This is a genomic window from Bacteroidota bacterium (assembly GCA_039821555.1).
Taxonomy (GTDB): Bacteria; Bacteroidota; Rhodothermia; order Rhodothermales; family Rubricoccaceae; genus JBCBEX01.
The window spans coordinates 1-21,931 of sequence record JBCBNX010000012.1; the positions used below are offsets into that span (position 1 = coordinate 1).

The following is a 21,931-nucleotide window of genomic DNA, read 5'->3' on the forward strand; positions in this document are numbered from 1 at the left end:
CCGTTGTTGGCGACGAAGAGGACGGCTTCGAGGAAGAGGCGGTTGTCGCGGGCGGTGCGTCCTCGGTCGCCGGGCTTACCGGGTAGCAGGGGAGCGATGCGGGCGAACTGTTGGTCGGTGAGGGTGTGAGCGGGCACGGGCAGCAGAGGTTGGTTACTGCCGGTATCGACCATCGGCCGTCCGACTCAAATGTCAACGCTACCTAGCCAGGGTACTCCTCTACACGCTCAAAGGGTCGCTGATTGCGGAGCACGGTCGCGAGATGGTCAGCCATGGCCTCGGGTATTACTCCAAGGCAGCGCGCGCAGCCCGCGCTGCGTGGGCGCACGAGCAGTACGGTCACACGTGGAATCCCGACGAGATCTGGATGCCAGGTCGCGAGCCTGAATCTAACGCGACCATATCAGAGCTCAGTCACGAAGTGCAGCATGTCCCCAAGGGGGAAGACGGGGCGAAAGACGAGGACCGGGAGAAGGACAAGGACGAACATAGCGATTACTGCAAAGTCCTCATCGAAGCATACCAGGAGAGGCTAGAAGAGGAAGGAGTTCTCGATGATCAGCAGCTGGCGCGCCGTATCCCATGCATATCTCAGGACGACTTCGAGAAACGCGTCGAGAAGCACCGTCGCAACTGCCTCCTCGTCACTGGACGCACACGATATCCAGGTTATGCTTACCAGAGGGAATACATCAGTGCTGAGAAAAGCGTCGTAGTCTACCCGTGCCGCGTGATCGAGACTGACTCAGGGGAAGCACTGGTGAGACTGGGTGCGACTACTTCCAAGCGGCAAGCACTACGCTTCATCAAGCGCAAGCGAGCACGATTGGCTCAACGCCGCAGCCATGCTCAACAGGCGGAGCAAACGCCTCAACCAGGGGGAGGCGATGAGTAAGCACACCCTAACGAACAGGTCTCCAGTCCTCTCGCAGAAGCAGCGTGCCCGCTTCGAGTCGAAGATTGATGTCGCTTCATCTCTGCATGGATGTCACCTATGGAAGGGCAAGCTCAACGCAGAAGGACGGGGTCGCTTCTCAGCCAACGGGCTGACTGACTACGCGTATCGGTGGGCAGTTGTCTTCGCTGGTACGATGCTCAGGCAAGGAGACGTTGTCGATCATCTGTGCAACAACCCTACCTGCGTACGATTGTCACACCTTCGTGTGACTGACCATGAGGGCAACATGAAGCACATGGTGGAGACTGGAAACCACGGTAGCGCCAAGCTGCAGCCCGACGAGGTGCGCGAGATCCGACGCAGACTACGCAGACCAGCGAAGGACCGGCCTACTCAGCGCGAACTGGCTCAGGAGTTTGGGGTTAGTCGGTCGATGATCAGTCGGATCAGTACGCGAAAGAGTTGGTCTACAGTCTGACGCCTTCGTGTGCTGGCGTATCGCATTAATCCTGTCCGCACCACATTCCTAAGGTCTGTGGGCAACATGCGGGCAACATCATTCCTCACAATCCCTCATAACCCTCGGTATCTAGCCAGACACGCCGGATTGCAGCCTTCTGGCCTCGGAGATACAACATAGACAGCTCACTCGTAATGAGCAGGTCACCGGTTCAAGTCCGGTCGTTGGCTCCCCGAAGGCCCAGACGGAACGCACCCGCGTCCGCTGGGCCTTTTGCTTTCCCCGACCGCTGCCGGGAGTCTGGAGAATCTCGCCACAGGATGCGGACCACGGGGATGTAGGGTCCAGAGCGTTCCAGACAACGGTGCTATTCCAGGACAGACTCGGTAGCCATCTCGCGGAGGTTGTAGCGCGAGGCCATCGACTGACCGTAGGCGCCAGCAGTGGCGATCAGGAGGACGTCCCCTTCCTGAGTCTCCGGCAACGGACGAGCGTGGCCCAGCACGTCTCCCGTCTCGCAGATTGGGCCCACGATGTCGGCAACGAGCGCATCAGGTTCTCCCAACCGTGTAAGGTTGACGATTGCATGGAAGGCGCCGTACAGCGCGGGCCGGATTAGCGTGTGCATGCCGGCGTCCACGCCCACAAAGGTCCGAGTGCGCTTGCGCTTGATTTGGGTCACGCGGGTGAGCAAGACCCCGGCCTCTGCGACAAGGTAGCGCCCCGGTTCCAACCACAGTTCGATACCAGGAAGCTCGTTCGCGAGGTCGCCCAGCAACGCGGCCGCATGCTGCACGTCGAATGGCAGGGCCTCGGCGGTGTCAGGGATCGGGAGGCCGCCGCCCAGGTCAAAGACTTCCACATCGGGGAAGAGTGGGCGGACTTCACGCATGCGCTGCGCAATCGTCCGCCATGCCGTCGGTTCCGTGACGCCACTGCCGACATGGGCGTGGAGACCAGTGACCCGCACGCCAATCTCGTTGGCACGCGCTGCCACGGCGGGCAGGTCGTCGAGGTCGATGCCAAACTTCGAAGTGATTCCGGCTGTCTGAACGTGGGCGTGATGGCCATGACCTTCACCAGGATCTATGCGCAAGAAGATGTCACGGCCGGCGAACACGTCAGGCCAGTGCGTCAGCCCATGCGCGTTGTCGAGAGTGACACGCACACCTTGGTCAAACGCCCACGCATAGTCCGAGCGCGGTGCAAAGTTGGGCGTGAAGAGGACCTGGTGAGGCGACAGGTGCGGGAGGGTGTGGAGCGCGCGCCGGACCTCGCCTGGAGAAACGCATTCAAGGCCTACACCTTCACCATAGAGCGTGCGTAGGAGGGCGGGATGCGGGTTTGCTTTCAGCGCGTATAAGATGCGCGCGGTCGGGGGAAGGTCGAGCAGGCGTCGGGCGGCAGCGCGTGCGGTCGGTAGGTGGTAGACATAGTGGGGAGTCGATGCTTCCGCAAACGACATCACGGGTGCAAGGTGCGACCTCCACCAGTCTGCTGGGCGAGCCACGTCATCACGTACGGCACGGGTCCCAGAGTCTGGAGTGGAATCAGAGCGTGTAGATGAGTGCATGACGGTCGAGGAGCGTGGCAACGAGCCAGGGGGCGGCCCGCCACAGCGGGTCGCAGGGCACGAACGAGGCTTAGCGCGAACGAGGCGGGACGATGAACAAAGACAAACCGGGCGTCGCGGAAAAAAACGACCCGCGGAAAAGCGCTTTCAAGGTTTTCGCGAACCGGGATCGTTCCCAATGCTGCGACCCCGGGGTTCAACATTGCTTAACTCAAGATGGCATCCTAGATTGCTAGCGGTCAAAATCACACAGCCTTCGAACTGTGTGCGGCCGCCTCCTGCGGCCCGGCCTCAGCCACCTGCCAAGCACCTCTCTATGCGATCTGCGTTACTGCTTCCGTCGCTCCTGTTCGTGGTTTCGTTGCTAGCAGCCTCCTCGGCTGTCGCACAGAGCGGCAAGGTTTCCGGCCAAGTCGTCGACGCCTCCGGCGATCCGCTCCCGGGCGTCAACGTGGTCATCCAGGGCACCACGCAGGGCGGGTCTACCAACGTCGACGGGCTCTACACCATCCTGAACGTGCGTCCGGGGACGTACACCCTCGAGTTCACGTTCATCGGGTTCGCCCCCCTGTTGATCGAGAACGTGGATGTCGATTTCAACCGGACCACGACGATTGACGCGGAGATGCAGGAAGAAATGGCGGGCATGAACGAGGTCGTGGTGCGCGCCGAACGGCCCCCGGTGCAACTCGACGTGTCCAACAGCCGCGTCAACGTGACGACGGAAGAGATCGAAGCCTTGCCACTGCAATCGATTGAGGCGGTCGTGACGCTGCAGGCCGGCGTCGAAGATGGGTTGCAGATCCGCGGTCAGGACCGCCGCTCGGTGGGCGTCTTCCTGAACGGCTTCATGATGCGCAACCCGCGCGACAACGAACCGCTCCTCAGCGTACCTGTGGCCGCCGTCGGCGAAGTGCAGGTGCAGAAGGGTGGCTTCTCGGCCGAGTACGGCGGCGTGCGTGCTGGCGTCATCAACTACCTCACGCGCGAGGGCGACCCTGACCGCTACGGCGCCTACGCCCGCGTCATCTACAGCCCGCCAGGCCAAAAGAACTTCGGTGGCCTGCCCAACGACTTCGATTCCTACTGGATCCGCCCCTTCCTCGACCCGGACGTTGCGTTCACAGGCACCAACAACGGGGCCTGGGACATGGCCACGCGGGAGCAGTACCGCGAGTTTGAAGGTTGGATCGCTGTCTCGGAGCAGCTGCTTCGGGACGATGACCCCAGCAACGACCTCTCGCCCGAGGCCCTCCAGCAAGCGTTCCTCTACCAACACCGCAAGACCTTCGAGATCACCGAGCCCGACCTCAACCTCGACCTCGGTTTCGGTGGACCAGTCCCCGGCATCAGTGACCGCCTTGGAAACCTGCGCTTCTGGGCGTCCTATCGCCAGAACAACTCGCAGTACGCAATCCCGCTGCAGACCGACGGCCTCGACGAGCGCACGGGACACCTCAAGTTCACGAGCAACGTCGGGTCGGGCATGAAGCTCAGCGCCGAGGGGATGTATGGTATCAAAGAGGGTACGCTGCTGAGCCGCTCGGGGCTGTCCGACACGTTCGGCGAGTCGGCGGGCACCCGCCTTTTCCTCTTCGACCGCCAGCGCGACGTCGGCGGTGCCTTCTCTGGGACCTCCGAGGAATTCCTCAACGCGCGCCTCTTCGCCAACGACTACTACAACCCGACCGAGACGGCCTTCAACATGGTCGGCGTCTCGTTTAGCCACAACGTGTCGAACACCTCCTTCTACGAGGTGCGCGCCAACCGGCTTGCCTACCAGCACGACACCTTCCTCGGCGCCCCGCGCGACACCACGACGCAAGTCACGTTCGGCGGCGTCGGGTTCGACGAGTCGCCGTTCGGCTACTTCGAGGCGCCAACCTTTGGGGTCTACGAGTTCCGCACGAGCGTTGGCTTCTCGAACGCGCGCGACAGCAGCCGCGTGGCTATCTACAATGTCCGCGCGGACTACACCAACCAGCTCTCGCCGGTCCTCGAGGTCAAAGGCGGTGCCCTCCTCAGCGTCACCGACTACGACATCAACTACGGCCGCTTCGACCAATTCTTGCCCGAGTTCAACGCGCAATCGCGCTACGACGCGACGCCGTGGGAGCTCGGCTTCTACGGCCAGGCTACCCTCGAATTCGACGGCCTGATCGCTAACCTGGGGCTCCGTGCTGAAGTGTTCAACACGGGAGCTGAAGCCTACGGCGGGGCACTCTTCGACAACTTCCTAGGAACGCGTGCCGAGACGGATGTCCAGCCGGCCTTTCCCGACAGCCTCCTCGCCAGCGCCTCCACGTTCTTCGCGCTGAGCCCCCGCCTGGGCGTGTCGTTCCCGGTGACCGAGGTGAGCAAGCTCTTCTTCAACTACGGCCACTTCCGGTCGCTGCCGTCGTCGCCGAACCTCTACCTCTACGAGTTCTCGACGACCACCGGGCGCATCCTCAACGTGCCCAACCCGGATATGCCGCTGCCGAAGACCGTCGCCTACGAGCTCGGCTACGAGCAGTCGTTCTTCGGGCAGTACAGCGCGGCAATCACCGGCTACTACCGCGACGTGCGCTTCGAGCCGCTCACCATCGACGTGACGAGCCGCAACGGCAACGTGGAATATGACCTCGTGACGCCCAACTTCTACCAGGACACGCGCGGGTTTGAGCTGACGCTCGCCAAGTCAGGAGGCGATTGGGTGCGCGGGTTCCTCAACTACACGTTCGCTGTGGACACGGATGGCTTCTTTGGGCTGAGCCAACTCAACGAGAACGCCGAGGCGCAGCGCAACTTCGAGGCGGCGGACGGGCCGCGCCGAGCCGCGCAGTCGCGCCCGCTAGCCGACTCCTTCGGCACGATCAACATCAACGTGTTCACGCCCGACAACTTCGGGCCGAGCTACGGCGGCCTCCGTCCGCTCGCAGGCTGGCGCACCAGCTTCATCGGTCGCTGGCGCGACGGCGGCAAGATCACGTGGGGGGACGAGTCCTTCAACGCCCCGCCCGGTGTCATCAACAACGTGGACGTGCGCGACGCGTGGCAGATCGACCTCCGCTTCGAGCGTGTCTTTGACCTGGCAGGCTACGAAGTAGGCTTCTTCGCCGACATCCTCAACCTGACCAACCGCCGCCAGTTCTCGAACCTCGGCTACATCGACGGCAACGACCGCATCAACTACGTCAACTCGCTGCACCTGCCCGAGTCGGACATCTACTCCAACATCCCCGGCGACGACAAATTCGGCGACTTCCCCGACGAGGGCGTCGCCTTCCAGCCCATCGACCGCCTCGATGTGTCCCGCGATGCCTTCCAGGGCGAAGCCGGCACCATCTACTGGGAACGGGCGACCGAGTCCTACCTCGAGTTCGTCGACGGCGCTTGGCGCGAGGTCGAGCAGAGTCGCATCAACGAGGTGCTCGACACCAAGGCCTACATCGACATGCCGGGGCAGCGCTTCCTTGCCTTCCTTGGCCGTCGCGACTTCTTCTTTGGGCTCCGCTTCGAGTTCTAGGCGCTCCCGTTGGAGCCTGGGCAGCGTCACTGCCTAGGCTGTGTTCAGACTGCTCTACGCACCCGCTCTCGCATTTTCGCCATGACCCCGTTCGTTCGGTCGTTGTTTAGTTCCTGGGCGCTCGCCGCCGTGCTGGTCGGTGGGCTGCTGCTCGCCAGCGCACCCGAGGCGACCGCCCAATTCCAGAACCGGTGGCTCTCCGCCGGCTCGTTCCACAACTGGTACTCCGAGGTCGGCAGCGAGCGCGAACTCGGCTTCCGCAGCGGCGGCGAGGACCAGCAGTATGGCTGGCGCTGGCCTGCCATCTTTGCCGACCGCAACCTATTGCCTGCCACCGACATGCAGGCGGCGAAGGGCCTCTGGATCGGTGCCACCAACGTCACGGCCGACGGCTTCACCTATCCCGCCCGCGTCGTCCACGCTGGTCCGCGCGTCAACGGCGTCGGCGAGTTCTTCCCGGTCCAGTTCGACCTGATCAGCAAGCGCGACCCGACGGTCGTCTCCGTCGATGGCATCCAGACGTTTTCACCCGCCGAGATGGTGGTGGACGAAGTCGACCCGACCATCCCGGCCGACTACATGTACATCAACAAGGCGAACACGCTGCTCGGCCTCACGATGGAGCGGCGCATCATGCAGTTCAGCCAGGACTACCACGACAACTACCACGTCATCGAGTACATCTTCACCAACACCGGCAACACCAACGGCGACGATGTGATCGAACAGCCGAACCAGACGCTCGAAGGGGTCGTCATCTTCCTGCAGAACCGCCTCTCGGTGGTGCGTGAGACACGGTTCGTGATCGGCGACAACCCGACGGGCTGGGGCAAGCACACAATGAACGACGCCCGCGGGGACGGTGTGCGGCCCGACCCAGAAGGGGAGCAGTTCCGCGCGCAGTTTTCGTGGCACGGCAACTTCCCGCCGTTCACGATCTACGACAATATCGGAGGGCCGATCCTGCCCGCCCGCGCCCCGGCCACGTTCGTGGCGGCGTCGGACACGTCCGGGCGCCTGGCTGGCTCAGCGTTTGCCGGGACGGTGACGCTCTTCGCCGAGGGCTCCCCCGACTCGGGCATGGACGACTTCTCGCAGCCTGCGACCACGACCTGGTTCGGCTCGGACGACCCGTTCACGTCCAACAACGACGCATTCAGCCCCGGCAAGATGCAGCAGGAGTACGACCTGATGGCGTCGGGGCACCGCGAGCGGCACGCCTACGTGGTCGAGCCGACAGGGCTGCCGGGATGGCTCAGCCCGACGGGCGATCCGTCCCTCAACACACCGGGAGGCATGTCGTACGCGAATGGGTACGGTCCGTACACGCTGGCGCCGGGCGAGAGCGTCCGGTTTGTGATCGCCGAGGGCGCTGCTGGCCTCAGCCGCCAGGCGACCATCGACATCGGCCGCGCCTGGAAAGAGGCCGACGCCGACCCGGCTGCCCTGATCACCTACACCGTAGGCGGCCAGGAATTCACCAAGACGAAGAACGAGTGGGTGTTCACGAGCCAAGACTCGCTGATGCAGACGTTCCGTCGTGCCATCGCCAACTTCGAGAGCGGCTACGATATCCCGCAGTCGCCCGCGCCTCCGGCCACGTTCGATGTCACGGGTGGGGGCGACCGCATCTCGCTCGCATGGACGTCGCTGCCCGGGGAGCCCGACCCGGACCGCTGGGAGATCTACCGCTCGCGCGTCCGCTTCGACAGCACCGCGACCTTGATCCACACCGCGGAGCCAGGAGAGCGCTTCTTCGACGACACGACGCCCATTCGCGGCGTGGAATACTACTACTACATCCAAGCCATCGATGACGACGCCTCGGACGGGTCCGCGCTGTCGCCCGCGGGCGCACTCCGGTCGAGCCGGTACTATACCCAGACCTACACGCCTACACGGCTCAAGCGGGAGCAGGGGCGGCAGATCGACGGGTTCGCTATCGTGCCCAACCCGTTCAGCATCTCCTCGCAAAGCGGGCAGATCCGCTTTCCAGGGTTCACGGACCAACTCGCCTTCTACGACATCCCGGGCTTCTGCCGGATCGACATCTACACGGAGCTAGGCGAACTGGTGGACTCCATCGAGCACAACGACGGCTCGGGCGACGAATTCTGGGACCACACCACCTCATCGAGGCAGACCATCGTGAGTGGCATATACATCGCTGTCGTCACCGTCACGCAAGACATCCCGGACCCGAACTCCACGACGGGTGAGTTGCTCTTCCGCAACGGCGAGCAGTCCATCAAGAAGTTCGTCGTCATCCGCTAGTACAAGGGCTGCCGCCCGTCGCCTCCGCCTGCCTTCGCATCTTCGACGACCATGCGACTTTTACTCCTGACCGTCCTCACGCTGACCCTCGTGCTCGGGGCTGCCCCGACCTCCGAGGCGCAGAACGACATCGAGCGGGACAAGCTCGCGCAGACGGGGATGAAGTTCCTCAGCATCTCCGCTGACCCGCGTGCCGCGGCGATGGGCAGCGCAGCCACGGCGCGCGAAGGTGGCTCGGCCATGCTGTTCTACAACCCCGCCGGGATGGTTCGCTTCGATGGCGCTGTGGATGCGATGTTTGGGCAGACGCAATGGATTGCGGACATCTCGTACAACTTCGGAAGCATCGCCTACCGCCCGCTCGGCGGACGCCTCGGCGTGATTGGTGTGAGCCTCACCTTCGCGGACTACGGCGACCTGCAGCAGACCATCTTTGCCGAGAACGAGCAGGGCTATCTCGTCCTCGATCAGCCCATCTCGCCGCAGGCATGGAGCGTGGGCGTCGGCTATGCGCGCGCGCTGACCGACCGCTTCTCGGTAGGCGGCCAGATCAAATACGCGAGCCAAGACCTCGGTGACAGCGTCCAGGAGATCACCAGCAGTGGCGCCTTTCTGACGCAAGCCAATCAGGAGGGCGTGGTGGCCTACGACTTCGGCGTGCTCTACAAGACCGGATTCCGCAGCCTCAACTTTGCGGTGAGTGCGCGCAACTTCGCCCCGGAGGTCACCTTCGAGCAGGAGAGCTTTCAACTGCCACTCACCCTCCAGATCGGCGTTTCGATGGACGTACTCGACCTCACCGAAGTGGGCGCCGGGGACGTGCACCAGTTCGTCGTGGCGGTCGACGCGAACAACCCGCGGGACTTCTCCGAGCAGATCAAGCTGGGCGGCGAATACACCTTCGCCAACACCTTTTCTGTCCGAGGCGGCTACGTCTTCCCCGCCGATCAAGAGAGTATCAGCCTTGGCGCGGGCCTCCAGCAGTCGTTCGGCGGGATCGGCTTCGGTGCGGACTACGCCTACACCAACTTTGGCGTGTTCGACGCGGTGCAGCGCATCGGCTTCCGCCTCATGTTCTGACGGGCCACCCGACCCCTGCTCTCACTTGCCTCTCTACCCCAGCCTCCATGCTCACGCTCGTTCCTTCTGGGGCTTCTTTGGTCCGTACCCTGCTCCTCCTGGTGCCGCTCGTGCTCCTCTTCGGGTGCGATACGGATACCACGACGCTCTTTGATCCGGATCTCCAAGCTGGCCCCGATCCGGTGCTCGGGGGCTTGGCACCTGATCCCGCCAGCATCGTCTTGGCTGGGATCGACGCCGTCACCCTGACGGGGCAGAACTTCTCGGCGACTCCCAGCGACAACCTGGTGTACTTCAACCAGACGCGGGCAGAGGTCCTCGAAGCGTCCGCTACCCAGCTGATCGTCCGTGCGCCCAACGTCCCTGGCGACGATGTGGGCGTCCGCATCGCGGTGCTCGGCGCTGAGAACTACAGTGCGACGCTACCCTACGCGCTGGTCTCGGCCACGACGGAGGTGGAGGGCCTGCTCGGCACCGACGAACCGGGCTCAGTCGTCGTGGAGGCGGCTACAGGCGATGCAGTCGTGGCCATCCTCGACGGTGACACGCAGGGCGGAGATGACACCGGCTTGATCCGCCTCTCTGCGGCCACGGGACGGAGCAACTACCTAACAGCCCCCCAATTTCTCTACAGCAGCATTGCATTCGGTCCGGACAACGTCATTGTTGGTGCACGCGGCCAGCGGGCCCTGTTTCGGCTCCCAGAAGGGGGGCCGCCGCAAACGTACCAGGCCATATCAGGGTCGCCGAATCCCACCCTCGTATCTGTCGCGTTTGATGACATGGGAGGAGTTTGGACAGGCAGCAGCAACGGCAACATCTATTACGTGCCGGCGGGGGGCGGCAGCTCTGAGCCGAGTGAGGTAATCGGAGCCGTCCGGGCCGTGGCCTACTTCGACAGCTTTCTCTACGCAGCGGTCACGCGCGCTGGGGTGAGCGAGATTGTCCGGTTCCCTGTGATGGGCGGGTCTATGCTCGGACCAGAAGAGCTTTACGCCACCCTGAGTGTCGACCAAGGCATCGCTACGTCGATTGCGGTTGCCCAGGATGGGACGTTGTTCGTCGGTACTGACTTCATCGAGCGAACGTCCTTCCGCGACCCGGTCTACGTGATCTCAACGGACCGTGTGGTGGAGCCGCTCTACACCGGCATCTTGGGGTCGCAGCAAAGTGGCGGCCGTGTAGCGATCGTCAATTTTGCCTGGGATGGCGGCACGGGGCTGTACACCATCCGTCGCTTCGAAATTGGCGAGGCGGGCAGCGTGGCCAACCCGCTCACCATTACCTACGACCTGGTCCGTATCGAGACGCGCACCCAAGGCAGCTAATGCGCACCGTTCCGCTTCAGACTCTTCAATCCTGAGTGGCTTCTTGGGACCCACTCAACCTCTAGGCAGCGCACACGGCGCCGCCGTCCTCTCTCACTAAGTGCTCCAGCACCATGCACAAACTGATACTCTCGGCCCTCATACTGGGCCTAACAGCTTCGACTGCGTTCGCGCAGTCCTACGTCTTCCAAGGCAATTTCCCGGATCCAATCGTTGAGCTCGGCGGTCTCGGCGGCCATGGTGTCGCGGTGGACCCGGATGGCAAATTCTGGTTCGAAGGCTTCGGCGCTACCGACAGCGTTCAGGTGGCGGCGCTCGGCAACGAGTTCTTCCCGGTCCGCGTCATCTACGTCTACAACGCCGACGGGACCCCGGCGAGCTTCAACCCGGTCAAGTTCGTGGACTACGCCGACGGCGTAACGCCGCGGGACACGCTCGGTGGCTTCGTGACGCGCGACGGCGACGGCAACCTCGCGTGGGAGGGCCGCTCCAACCGCGGCCTCCGCGCGGATCGGGACGGTAACATCCTGGCCTCGAACTTCAACACGCTGTTCAAGCTCGACTACCAGACCGGCGAGGGTCTCGCCCGCGCTGACTTCCCGGACTACTGCTCGCTTACGCAGGCCGCCTCGGACGACAATGGCAGTGTCTACGTGATGGGCGTCTGCCCCTTCACCGTGCCGATCCGCGAACTCGACTCTAACCTCAACTTCATCGCGAACGTGGCGGCCGAGTCGTCAAACTTCTCGCGCTCGGTGACGGCGTCCGCGAACGGCCTCTGGGTCTACGAGACGGACTACGAGAACACCTACACGATCCTCCACAACCGGGCGGACGAGTTCAGCCCGTTCGACTCGGTGGGTGTAGCATTCCGCGGCATGCGCACGGAATCGGGCGCGGTACACCCGGTGACGGGCAACCTCTGGTTCAGCTCTGGTAACTCGCTCAATGGTCCCAACCAGGACCCCGATGAAACGTCGTTCTGGAATGCCAATACCTGGTATGAGTTTACACCCGGAGACGTACACGACCTCGATGGGACGGAAACCCCGCTCGACTCGCTCGTGTGGGGAGGTTGCACCTCATTCGAGGATGACGAGGCCACACCTCAGTATGATGGCTTTTGCGAGGACCCGAACGAAGCAAATGGACGCATGAAGGCTCGCCCGCGCGGCATCGCGTTCTCGCCGGACGGCATGCGTGCCTACGTGACGGGCTTCAGCGCGCTCTCGACCGACCCCGGTGGTCAGGTCCAGTTGTTTGAACTGATGAACGTCGCCATCGAAGAAGGCGCCGAACTGCCGACTTCGGTGACGCTCGGACAGAACTACCCGAACCCGTTCACCTCCGAAACCAAGATCGGCTTTGAAGTGCAGCAGGCCGCTCAGGTGCAGCTCGTCGTCTACGACATGTTGGGCCGTGAAGTCGCCATGCCGATGGACGACTACCTCACGCCGAACACCTACACCGCCACCGTCGACACGCGCAACATGGCGCCGGGCACGTATGTCTACACGCTCCGGGTCAACGGCCAGGTCGTCAGCAGCAACCAGATGACGAAGGTGGACTAAGTCCCTCTGAACTTGACGTTGCTGTTCGTCATTCGGGGGTGCCAGGCACATGGAGCCTGGCACCCCCGTTGTTCTCAGACTATTCCGATCGACTCCACTCAACTGCTTGCGACTATGTCTCGATTGATTCTGTTATTGTGCCTTGGTGTATGTGTATCGTGGCCAGCGATTGCTCAAGAGGTGCCACCCAAGCAGGAATTCCGCGGAGCCTGGATTGCTACAGTCATCAACCTCGACTGGCCGCTCAATCCTGTTGAGCCCACCGACGTGAAGAAGCGCCGCATGGAAATCCTGCTGGATGGTCTGCAGGCTGCCGGTGTCAACGCGGTGCTCTTCCAAATCCGCTCCGAGGCGGACGCCATGTATGTTTCCGAGACGGAGCCCTGGTCCGTGTGGCTCACGGGTTCGCAGGGCACGCCGCCCGATCCGTTCTTCGATCCACTCGCGTTCGCGATCGAAGAGGCACACAAGCGCGGTATGGAACTCCACGCGTGGCTGAATCCCTTCCGCGTGCAGCGCGCTGTGGGGAGCAGCCCGACCTCGCCCGACCATATCTCGAATCGTCGCCCGGAGTGGACCTTCACAATCGGCGGCATCCAGGTGCTCGATCCCGGTATCCCTGCAGCCCGCGACTACGTGGTCGATGTCGTGGCCGAAGTCGCCAACAACTACGATGTGGACGGCATCCACTTCGACGACTATTTCTACCCGTATCCGCCCAACCAGATCACGAACCAGGACGACGACACTTTCGCGGAGTACAACCGCGGGATCACCAACCGGGGCGTCTGGCGCCGCGAGAACATCGACTTGTTCGTGGAAGCCGTCCAGGACACGCTGCTCGCGATCAACCCCGATATCAACTACGGCATCAGCCCGTTCGGCATCTGGAAGAACGGCGTCCCGCCCGGAATCGTCGGACTGGATGCCTACAGCGTGATCTACGGCGATGCGGTCACGTGGCTCAACGAGCAGACCATCGACTACCTCTCTCCACAACTCTACTGGGCCTTTGGCGGCGGCCAGGACTACGGCAAGCTCGCGCCGTGGTGGGCCTCGGTCGCCAACGAGCGGCACCTCTATCACGGACTCGGCGCCTACCGGACGAACTACTCGCGCGACGAGATTCCGCGCCAGATCCGTCTGAATCGCGGTAATGATGACATCCAGGGGCAGATTCTCTTCCGCGCGCTCAACGTGACGGGGAACTCCCTGTCGCTCCGCGACTCGTTGCAGGCGGAGTACTACCGCCATCCGGCGCTCCCACCAACGATGCCATGGAAGGACATGACGGCCCCCGAGGGTCCGGGGATGCTAAACTTCACGTGGGACGGCGATGAGGCGGTGCTCAATTGGGACGCCTCGGTCGAAGTCGAAGGCGCGGCGGCCTCTCGGTTCTACGCAGTCTACCGCATTAACGCAGCCGAAGAACCCGACTACGAAGCGGCGTTCGAGGACCCGCGCAACCTGCTCGCCCTCACGGACCAGACTACCTACACGGACACGCCCGTCCAAAGCGCGAACCCGTACTACTACACCGTCCGGGCCGTCAGCGCGAATTCGATCGAGAGCGTCCGCAGCAACGAGGTCGTCCTCGAAGGGCGCGCGGTAGATGCGGAAGCCGATCAGCCTGTCATGGCGCGGCTGGTCCAGAATTATCCGAACCCGTTCGTGGGTCGCACTACTATCGCGTTCGTGCTGGATCGCCCCGCGACGGTCTCGCTGCGCGTCTACGACGCGCTAGGCCGCGCGGTCGCCACACTACTCGACCGTGCAGACCTGGGCGTTGGCCCGCATACCGCCGAGTGGGAAACGTCAGGTCGTTCCCTCAGCAGCGGTACCTACTTCTACATGCTCGACGTGGACAACCAGCGGCAGACGGGCAAGATGACGCTGCTACGCTAACGTGCAGGCGGAGACCACACGAGAGCGCCGAGACGATGTCAAAACGTCTCGGCGCTTCTCTGTTTATGTTGCGAATCCGAGTCTACCTGACGAGCAGCACCTTCTGGGTTGCGCGCTGCCCATCGGCGCGCACCTCCACGACATAGACGCCGCTTGCCAGGCCCGAAGCGTCCCACGTCAGCGCGTGCCGTCCAGCAGCGTGCGGCTGCCCTGCGGCGAGCCGGGCTACTTCCGCGCCGAGGACATTGTAGACCGTGAGGGTCACATCGGCGGCCTCGGGAAGCGAGAAGCGCAGCGTCGTCGTGCTCGTGAACGGGTTCGGGTAGGCGGCGTCGAGCGCGAAGACATCCGGTAACGGGCCATCGTCCTCGACGTCGACGACCATGCGTTCCTCGACGAGTCGGAGGTCGTCGATCCAGATCGAACCAAAGGCCGGGCTGCCAGGGACGTAGGTGAGCTGGATGCTGTCGAAGCGCAGGGTACCGTCGAGTGTGCCGTCGCCGATCCAACTGCCGACCTCGCCGCTCGCCATGTCCCACGAGACGACGTTCCACCCGAGCCAGTCGATCGTGAACCAGGGGCTCACCTCGGTGCCTGCGGAGGCCGTACCGAGGCCGTCGTCTACGGCGAAACGGATCTGGTTGCCGCTGCCATCGCCAAACACGTAGGCCTGTAACTGCCGGTTCGGCTGGAACCGCAGCTCGAACGGCGGCCCCGCGTTGAGAAACTCGCGGATCAGCCACACAGAAGCCTGCGTGTCCCACCCGTAGTCGAGGCGCATGGCGAGCTCGCTGTCGGTGAGCAGGTTGACGATCGAGTCGTCGGCCGAAGCATCCGTAGCCTCGGTCACGATGCCAATCGTGGAGCCGCTCTGCTGCGGGACCCACCAGCGGCGGTCGAAGTCCTCGTCGAAGCTGTCGATCTCGGTGGCGACCCACTCCTGGTCGCTGGTGGTGAAGGTGAACTGCTGGGTGTCGGGCTGCTGGTTCAGGAAGTCGTCTTCGAGACCGGGGAGCGCGATGTATCTATAGCTCGTCTCCGGGCGCAGATCCTCCTCGGGGAAAATGGTGACAACGCTCTGGACGACATCGCCCACTTCGATCTCATACAGCTCCACCGTAGCGGAGGCAGGCTGGCCGCTCGCCGTCTCTTCGAGGCGGATGCGTCCCTCGGCGGACTCAGGCTTGACGCGCTCGCTGTAGGCCACCGTCACGACGGGGCGGAGCTCCACGTCGCTCGCGCGGCTGAGGCGCGCGCCTGCGATGCGTGGCGGAGCCGTGTCCGGAAAGCTCGTCGTGAAGCTTAGCGTGAAGGCATCGCCCGGTGTGCCGTCGGCGTTGCCGTCGAAGGGGTCACCGAGTGCGCCCTGCGCTGTGCTGGCGAGCGTCAAGGTGTAGGCCGTGCGGGGGAGCAGCGTGTCAGGATCGATGGTGAGGCGGGTGCTCTCATCGTTCCAGGCGAACGAGAGGGCTTGCGCAGGCGAAAGCGAGGCGGCCTGCTCTACGCTGTTCCGGTCCATCGGGCGGCTGAAGGCGACCGTGAGCGGGTCGGTGAGCCGGTAGTTGCCGTCGTCCGCGACCGGGATCGTCTCAGTGACCGACGGGGCCACCGTCGAGAAGAGGCCGTAATCGGCGAAGGTGAAAAACGTGTCGGACACCGCGACCGTCGTCTCCAGCGAGCGGAAGCCCTCGGCCGCGATCGTCACCGGATAAGTGCCTGGGCCGGGCAGCGCGTCGAGGTAGTAGAAGCCGTTGCGGAGGCGATTGGGGTCGGGCGAGTACTGATTGAACAGCGACTCGAACGTATCGGTCGTGTAAGTCTGGTCGCCGATCGTGATCGTCGCGCCGTTGATGGGCTGGTCGTTCTCGGCGTCTGCGATGATGCCCGTGGCGATGGCCTTCGCCGGACGCTCTAGCTCGAAGTACTGCAGAATGCTCCAAAACATGGCCCGGGCTTCGAGGCGCTTCCAGTCCGCGTTCATGTTTCGCTGGTTCTGCGTCGGGTTGGTGTGGAAGCTGGCCTCCGAGAGCGCCGACGGCATCAGCGAGAAGCTCTGGACGAAGTTGCGCGACCCTTTCGGTGTTGTGGCCGTCGAGCGGCACGACGATGCGCCGTAGAAGTCGCACTCGCCCCAGGCGCCGCGGTTGGAGAGCGGCGCGCGCATGCTGCGGCCGAGCATCTGCCCCATGAGTTCGCTCCAACGGCGTCCGCCGTTGTAGGGCGGCGACGGCTCTGCCCCGCTGATAAGCTGCGGCCAGAGCACGAAGATCGACCGCGCCTCGGGTGGCCCGGCGTTGCTGTGGATCGAGTGGAAGTGGTCTGCCGCGACGCGGTTGGCATCGTCCGTGCGCTGGCTCAAGCCTACCTGCTGGCTGTCGTTGGTGCGCGAGAGGTAGACCGTGTCGATGTCGGTTTCCTCCATCAGAATGCGCTGCAGCTCGCGGCCGATGCGCAGCACCTTGTTGGCCTCGGAGTAGCCAAACACGCCGACGTTCTCGTTTTGGCTATGGCCCGGGTCGAGATAGAGGCTCCAACCGGAGAGACCGGTGACTTCCTGCGCTGAGGCAGGTAGGGCGAGGAGAAGGACGAGGGCGGTGGCAAAAAAGCGCATAGGCCTAGTCATTGATAGATGTCCGATCTGCGAGGTGTGGGGCGAGCCTGGTCGCAGATCACTCATCGTCAATCGTCAGTGTGTAAATCGTGCCGGCGTTGTCGTCGAAGGCGATCTGGGTGCCGTCGGGCGACCACGCGGGGTTCATCTCCAGCGCTTCGCTCGTGGTGAGTTGGACGATGTCGGAGCCGTCGGCGCGCGCGGCGAAGAGGTCCGCGGCCGTGAAGGTGTAGCCGTTGTCCTGCGTCCGCATGAACGCCACCCACTGCCCGTCGGGCGACCACGTGGGGCGGTGGCCCCGACCAAGGCTTGTCAGGCCCGAGCCGTCGGCGTTCATCACAAACAGGTCCCCGCCAACCACCTCAAAGGCGACCTGCCGGGTGTCTGGCGAACCCGCCGCATTGATGATGCGCTCCGTGCGGAGGTAGCGCGCGCGGCTGCCGTCGGGGCGGAGCACGACGAGCCCGGAGGCGGGATGCTCAGCGTAGACCGTGCGTGCTTTCTGCCTGGCCTCTATGCCAGAAAGGCCCGTCGCGAGAGCCTCCGCCTCGTCGTCGGCGACCAGCACCACGGTGCCGTCCGCCCGCCAGCGGGGGAGCGTAGGCATACTTGCGCGGTAGTCGGTGAGCGTGCGTGTCTCCGCGGTTGCCAAGTCGAAGACCTTCACGGCATCCGAGCGACGCGGTCCTTCGAAGCGGGCGACCCGAGCCACGATCGCGTTGCCGGAGGGCGCCCATGCAGCGGTAAAGCCGGCGCCTGCTTCCGCCGTGATTTGCTGCGGCGCGGCCCCATCAGCGTTCGCTACCCATAGACCGTCGTAGCTCGGTCGGGAGAACGCAAGTTGGGTGCCGTCGGGCGACCAACTCGGATGGGCGAAGGGCTCCGACGCGTCGCCGACGACGGGCACGGCGGTGCCGACGGCACGCAGCTGGCCGTATGCGGGTGCACCCGCGCTGGCAACGAGACAGAGCAACGCTACGAGAGCGCGAGATAGGGAAGGGGTCGAGGCTGGCATCGGCGTGGACGGTAGCGAAGCAGGGCGGGGTAGTATAGGCTCCGAACTATCGCGACCGGTATCGGGGACGCCTTTTGGTAGCGCTCCCATCGCCTATTTGAGCGGATTCCCGACCGAACCGCGGGACCCGGTTCGTATGCTTTCCCGTCCTACGCGATCGTCGATTTGGCCTGTCCGCCTATGCTCCGCTTCTCGTTCTTCCTGTTTGCTGCGCTCGTCCTGGCTGCCTGCACGCCTGCGCGGGAGGTGGCGCAGGAAATGACAGGGCCGCCGCCTCGTCCAGAGGTCCCAAGGGAGTTCCGCGCAGCCTGGATCGCCACCGTCGACAACATCGACTGGCCCTCGCGCCCTGGCCTGTCCACCGCCGAGCAGCAGGCCGAGCTGCGAAGCCTTCTGGATCGGCTCGCCCGCCTCAACTTCAACGCCGTCATCCTCCAGGTGCGCCCGACCGCCGATGCGTTCTACGCGTCGCGCTACGAGCCGTGGTCGGCCTACCTCACCGGCCAGCAAGGCATCGCGCCGGAACCATACTACGACCCGCTCACCTTTGCCATCGCCGAGGCCCACAAGCGCGGGCTCGAACTCCACGCGTGGTTCAACCCGTACCGCGCCTACCACCCGACCAACCCGGGCGAACTTGACGTGAGCCACATCCAGTTCACCAACCCGGACGTGGTCAAAGCCTACGGCGACCTGCTCTGGATGGACCCGAGCGAGCCGGTCGTCCAACAGCGCAGCCTCGACGTAATCCTCGATGTCGTCGAGCGCTACGATGTCGATGGCGTCCACCTCGACGACTACTTCTATCCGTATCCCAAGAGCGACTCGCTCGGCGCCGAGATCCCGTTCCCGGACAGCACGAGTTGGGCGCGGGCGCAGGCGACCGACCCGGCGCTCGACCAGGGCGACTGGCGGCGGCAAAGCGTCGATGGCTTCGTCGAGCGGCTCTACCGTGAAGTCAAGGCCGCCAAGCCGCACGTGAAGGTCGGTATCAGTCCGTTCGGGATATGGCGGCCCGGCTACCCTGAGACGGTCGTGGGCTTCGATGCCTACGCGCGGCTCTACGCCGACGCGCGACGTTGGCAACAGGAAGGCTGGGTGGACTACCTCGCGCCGCAGCTATACTGGGCGATCGACAAAGAGGGACAGCGCTACAACGAACTGCTCGAATGGTGGGCGTCGCAGAACACGGCGGGCCGGCACCTATGGCCTGGCAACTACACGAGCCGCCTGCTCTTTGACACGTGGGAGCCAGCCGAGATTGTGGAGCAAATCCGCCTGACGCGCGCGAATGGCGTCACAGACGGCAACATCCATTTTAGCGCAAAGGTGCTCCGGGACACGTCGAGCACGATGGGGCCCGCCCTCATGGAGGAGGTCTATGCGGGGCCGGCGCTGATCCCAGCGTCGCCGTGGCTCGACAGCATCGCTCCGGCGGCACCGATGCTCACCACAGAGCGCCTCCCCGATGGCACGATGCTGACGATGCTGCCGGGTGACGATGAGCCGGTATGGCTTTGGGTCGTCCAGCAACGCCACGGCGCGACGTGGGACACCGACGTGCTGCCCGCCTGGCAACAATCCGCCTATATCGGCAAGGGCAATGAGTGCGCCGCTGAAGTTGCCGTGCAAGCCGTGGACCGCCTCGGCAACGCGAGCACGATCCGCTCGATCAACCGGCCGTGCGACGCCGGTACGGCCGAGTTGCTGTCACGTTGATCCCACGTTTTTGTCCGCAGCTGCAGCGAACTCCGCGTCTTCCGTAAGCGCGTCGGCGCCGAAGCCCCAGCGGATCCACACCGGTACGAGAGCGATGCCTGCTAGCAAGAAGCCCATCGACAGCAACATCGACGCATCCGGCGCGGGGATGAGCAAGCGGCCGAGCCCGACGAGCACGAGAAACAGCGAGGCGCCCGTCGTAGCCGTGAGCGCGAGGCGATGGGCGAGCGCCCGAGGGGAACGCTGCGGATCGTCACCGGCTGCGGCGGCCGTCGCCTTCCAGAAGCCGAACGGGCGGACGCGGCGGTAAAAGGCGACGCGCGTCTCTTCATCGGTCTTGGGCGTTACGAACGTGATGCCGATGGCAGCCGCCGTAGACACCGCGGCCATGATTGCAAGGCGCAGCGCGTCCTCGTCGGGCGTGTCCGAGAGGTCAAAGACGAAGAGCAGCATAGGCGCCATCACCAGGCTCGCCACGATGGCGGCGAGCTCGCTCCAGAGATTGATGCGCTCCCAGAGCCAGCGCAGGACTAGCACCGAGCCCATCCCTGCACCCAGCAGCAAAGAGAGCGTCCAGCCCGCCTGGATCGAGCCGAGCTGCGTCATGATCGCGAGCGCGATAAACAGGATGAGCAGGTTCGAGAGCCGCGCCACCACGACCAATTCACGGCTCGACGCCTCACGCCCGCGCCACTCTTGCGCGACCAGCCGTCCGTAGATGTCGTTGCTCCAGTAGCCCGCGCCCCAGTTGAGGTGCGTGTCGATGGTGGACGCGAGCGCGGCGAGGAGCCCGACGAGCATGAGGCCGCGAATGCCATCCGGCAGCAGGTCGGCCACACCGGTGACGAACAGGATCTCACGCCCCGCGACGAAGCCGTCGGTACCTACGTCCGTGAGTTCGAAGGGGTAGAGCACCAGCAACCCGACGCCAATCACGAGCCAGATCAGGCTCCGGAAGACGATCTGCGCCCAGGCGAACACCACGCCCGCCAGCCGCGCATCCCGGTCCGACTTGCACGCCATCGAGCGCTGGGCGAGATAGCCCGTACCGTCCGAGTTCATCTGGAAAAACCACTGCAGCCCGACGATGGTGAGGAATGGGCCGAGCACCCCGAGCGCCGAGTCGGGCGGCCCGAACGAGAGCAATTCGCTCGCCTTCGCTGCGCCGTAGAGGTCGGCGACCCGTTCCGTCAGGCCGCCTAGCCCGCCGACCTCGCTGACGACTGCCCACGCGTAGAACAGCGTGCCGACCATCGCCAGCCCAAACTGCACCACATCGGTTGCAACGACGGCGCGAAGGCCGCCCGTCGTCGAGTAGAGCGTGGTAAAGGCGAGGATGAGGAAGATCGAGAGGAAGTTGTTCGCCGCCGCGACTTCGGGCGGGAGTCCCAGTGCGCTTGTGCCGAGCACGTCCACGAGGCCCATCGCCTCGACCACGCCGACGAAGACGCCCTGGATCGCCGGGACCCACTCGTGCCAGGGGAGAAACACCTCGGCGATCCGCACGGCTGCGACCAGCACAAACGCCATCACGACGCAGTTGATGAGCGTGCCGTAGTAGAGCGCTTTCAACACCCGTAGCGTGAGCACCCCACGCCCGCTGTAGCGCACCTCGGTGAGCTGCGCATCCGTGAGGACGCCCGCCCGGCGCCACCCCACGGCGAAGACGAACGCCATCAGTAGAAACGCGAGGCCGTAGATCCAGAGTCGCCACAGGAGAAACACCCCGCCCGTGGCGATGAGCCCCATCACGAGCAGCGGCGTGTCCGCGGCGAACTGCGTGGCCGCCATCGAAAAGCCGGCGCGCCAGCCGTCGAGCGTCTTTCCCGCGAGAAAGTATTCGCCGAGCCCTTCAGAGGCTTTCTTGCGCGACGCGAGCCCTGAGCCGACGGCGTAGAGAACGAAGCCGAGGACGATAAGGAGGTCGAGCATAGGGCGCGCGGCTGAGAAGGTTCATCGAACCTTCGAAGCTACGAACGCGCGCGCTAT

The 21,931-nt window shown here is 64.1% G+C and carries 12 protein-coding genes and 1 tRNA gene; 8 read left to right on the forward strand and 5 right to left on the reverse strand.

All coding sequences use genetic code 11. The features are described from left to right. A partial coding sequence (locus tag AAFU51_13205) for a transposase (protein MEO1572215.1) occupies positions 1–173 on the reverse strand: 173 nt, incomplete at its 3' end. Between the two features lie 1,326 nt (positions 174–1,499). On the opposite strand from AAFU51_13205, the gene AAFU51_13210 reads away from it, so the two are divergent. After that, positions 1,500–1,588 (forward strand) — tRNA-Thr (locus AAFU51_13210). A 137-nt stretch (positions 1,589–1,725) separates the two neighbouring features. Here AAFU51_13210 and lysA read toward each other — a convergent pair. After that, on the reverse strand, positions 1,726–2,823 hold the full coding sequence (gene lysA / locus AAFU51_13215) for a diaminopimelate decarboxylase (GenBank protein MEO1572216.1): 1,098 nt from the start codon (positions 2,821–2,823) through the stop codon (positions 1,726–1,728). A 424-nt stretch (positions 2,824–3,247) separates the two neighbouring features. On the opposite strand from lysA, the gene AAFU51_13220 reads away from it, so the two are divergent. The 6 genes from AAFU51_13220 (at position 3,248) to AAFU51_13245 (ending at position 14,597) form a co-directional block, all read left to right on the forward strand. Continuing rightward, positions 3,248–6,439, forward strand: coding sequence for a TonB-dependent receptor (locus AAFU51_13220; GenBank protein ID MEO1572217.1), 3,192 nt, complete (start codon positions 3,248–3,250; stop codon positions 6,437–6,439). 81 nt (positions 6,440–6,520) lie between these two features. Next, entirely contained in the window at positions 6,521–8,713 is a 2,193-nt protein-coding gene (locus tag AAFU51_13225) for a hypothetical protein (protein MEO1572218.1), read from the forward strand. A 51-nt stretch (positions 8,714–8,764) separates the two neighbouring features. After that, positions 8,765–9,793: a PorV/PorQ family protein gene (locus AAFU51_13230; GenBank protein ID MEO1572219.1), complete on the forward strand. Its 1,029-nt coding sequence runs from the start codon at positions 8,765–8,767 to the stop codon at positions 9,791–9,793. A 47-nt stretch (positions 9,794–9,840) separates the two neighbouring features. Then, the gene (locus tag AAFU51_13235) at positions 9,841–11,121 is read left to right on the forward strand and encodes an IPT/TIG domain-containing protein (GenBank protein ID MEO1572220.1); all 1,281 of its coding nucleotides are present in this window, start codon (positions 9,841–9,843) and stop codon (positions 11,119–11,121) included. 113 nt (positions 11,122–11,234) lie between these two features. Further along, a complete protein-coding gene (locus tag AAFU51_13240; GenBank protein MEO1572221.1) occupies positions 11,235–12,692 on the forward strand; it encodes a T9SS type A sorting domain-containing protein in 1,458 nt (485 codons plus the stop codon). 180 nt (positions 12,693–12,872) lie between these two features. Continuing rightward, positions 12,873–14,597 (forward strand): family 10 glycosylhydrolase, encoded by a 1,725-nt coding sequence (locus tag AAFU51_13245; GenBank protein ID MEO1572222.1) that lies wholly within the window; start codon positions 12,873–12,875, stop codon positions 14,595–14,597. Positions 14,598–14,679: 82 nt separating this feature from the next. On the opposite strand, the gene AAFU51_13250 is transcribed toward AAFU51_13245, so the two are convergent. Further along, complete coding sequence (locus tag AAFU51_13250) at positions 14,680–17,208, reverse strand: Ig-like domain-containing protein (protein MEO1572223.1); 2,529 nt, start codon at positions 17,206–17,208, stop codon at positions 14,680–14,682. 58 nt (positions 17,209–17,266) lie between these two features. Next, positions 17,267–18,115, reverse strand: coding sequence for a hypothetical protein (locus AAFU51_13255; protein ID MEO1572224.1), 849 nt, complete (start codon positions 18,113–18,115; stop codon positions 17,267–17,269). A gap of 288 nt (positions 18,116–18,403) precedes the next feature. On the opposite strand from AAFU51_13255, the gene AAFU51_13260 reads away from it, so the two are divergent. Next, positions 18,404–19,942: a family 10 glycosylhydrolase gene (locus AAFU51_13260; protein MEO1572225.1), complete on the forward strand. Its 1,539-nt coding sequence runs from the start codon at positions 18,404–18,406 to the stop codon at positions 19,940–19,942. Here the strand turns inward: AAFU51_13260 and AAFU51_13265 are convergent. Beyond that, positions 19,934–21,874, reverse strand: a complete 1,941-nt coding sequence (locus tag AAFU51_13265; GenBank protein ID MEO1572226.1) for a sodium:solute symporter family protein — start codon at positions 21,872–21,874, stop codon at positions 19,934–19,936. The genes AAFU51_13260 and AAFU51_13265 overlap by 9 nt on opposite strands. Positions 21,875–21,931 lie beyond the last annotated feature (57 nt).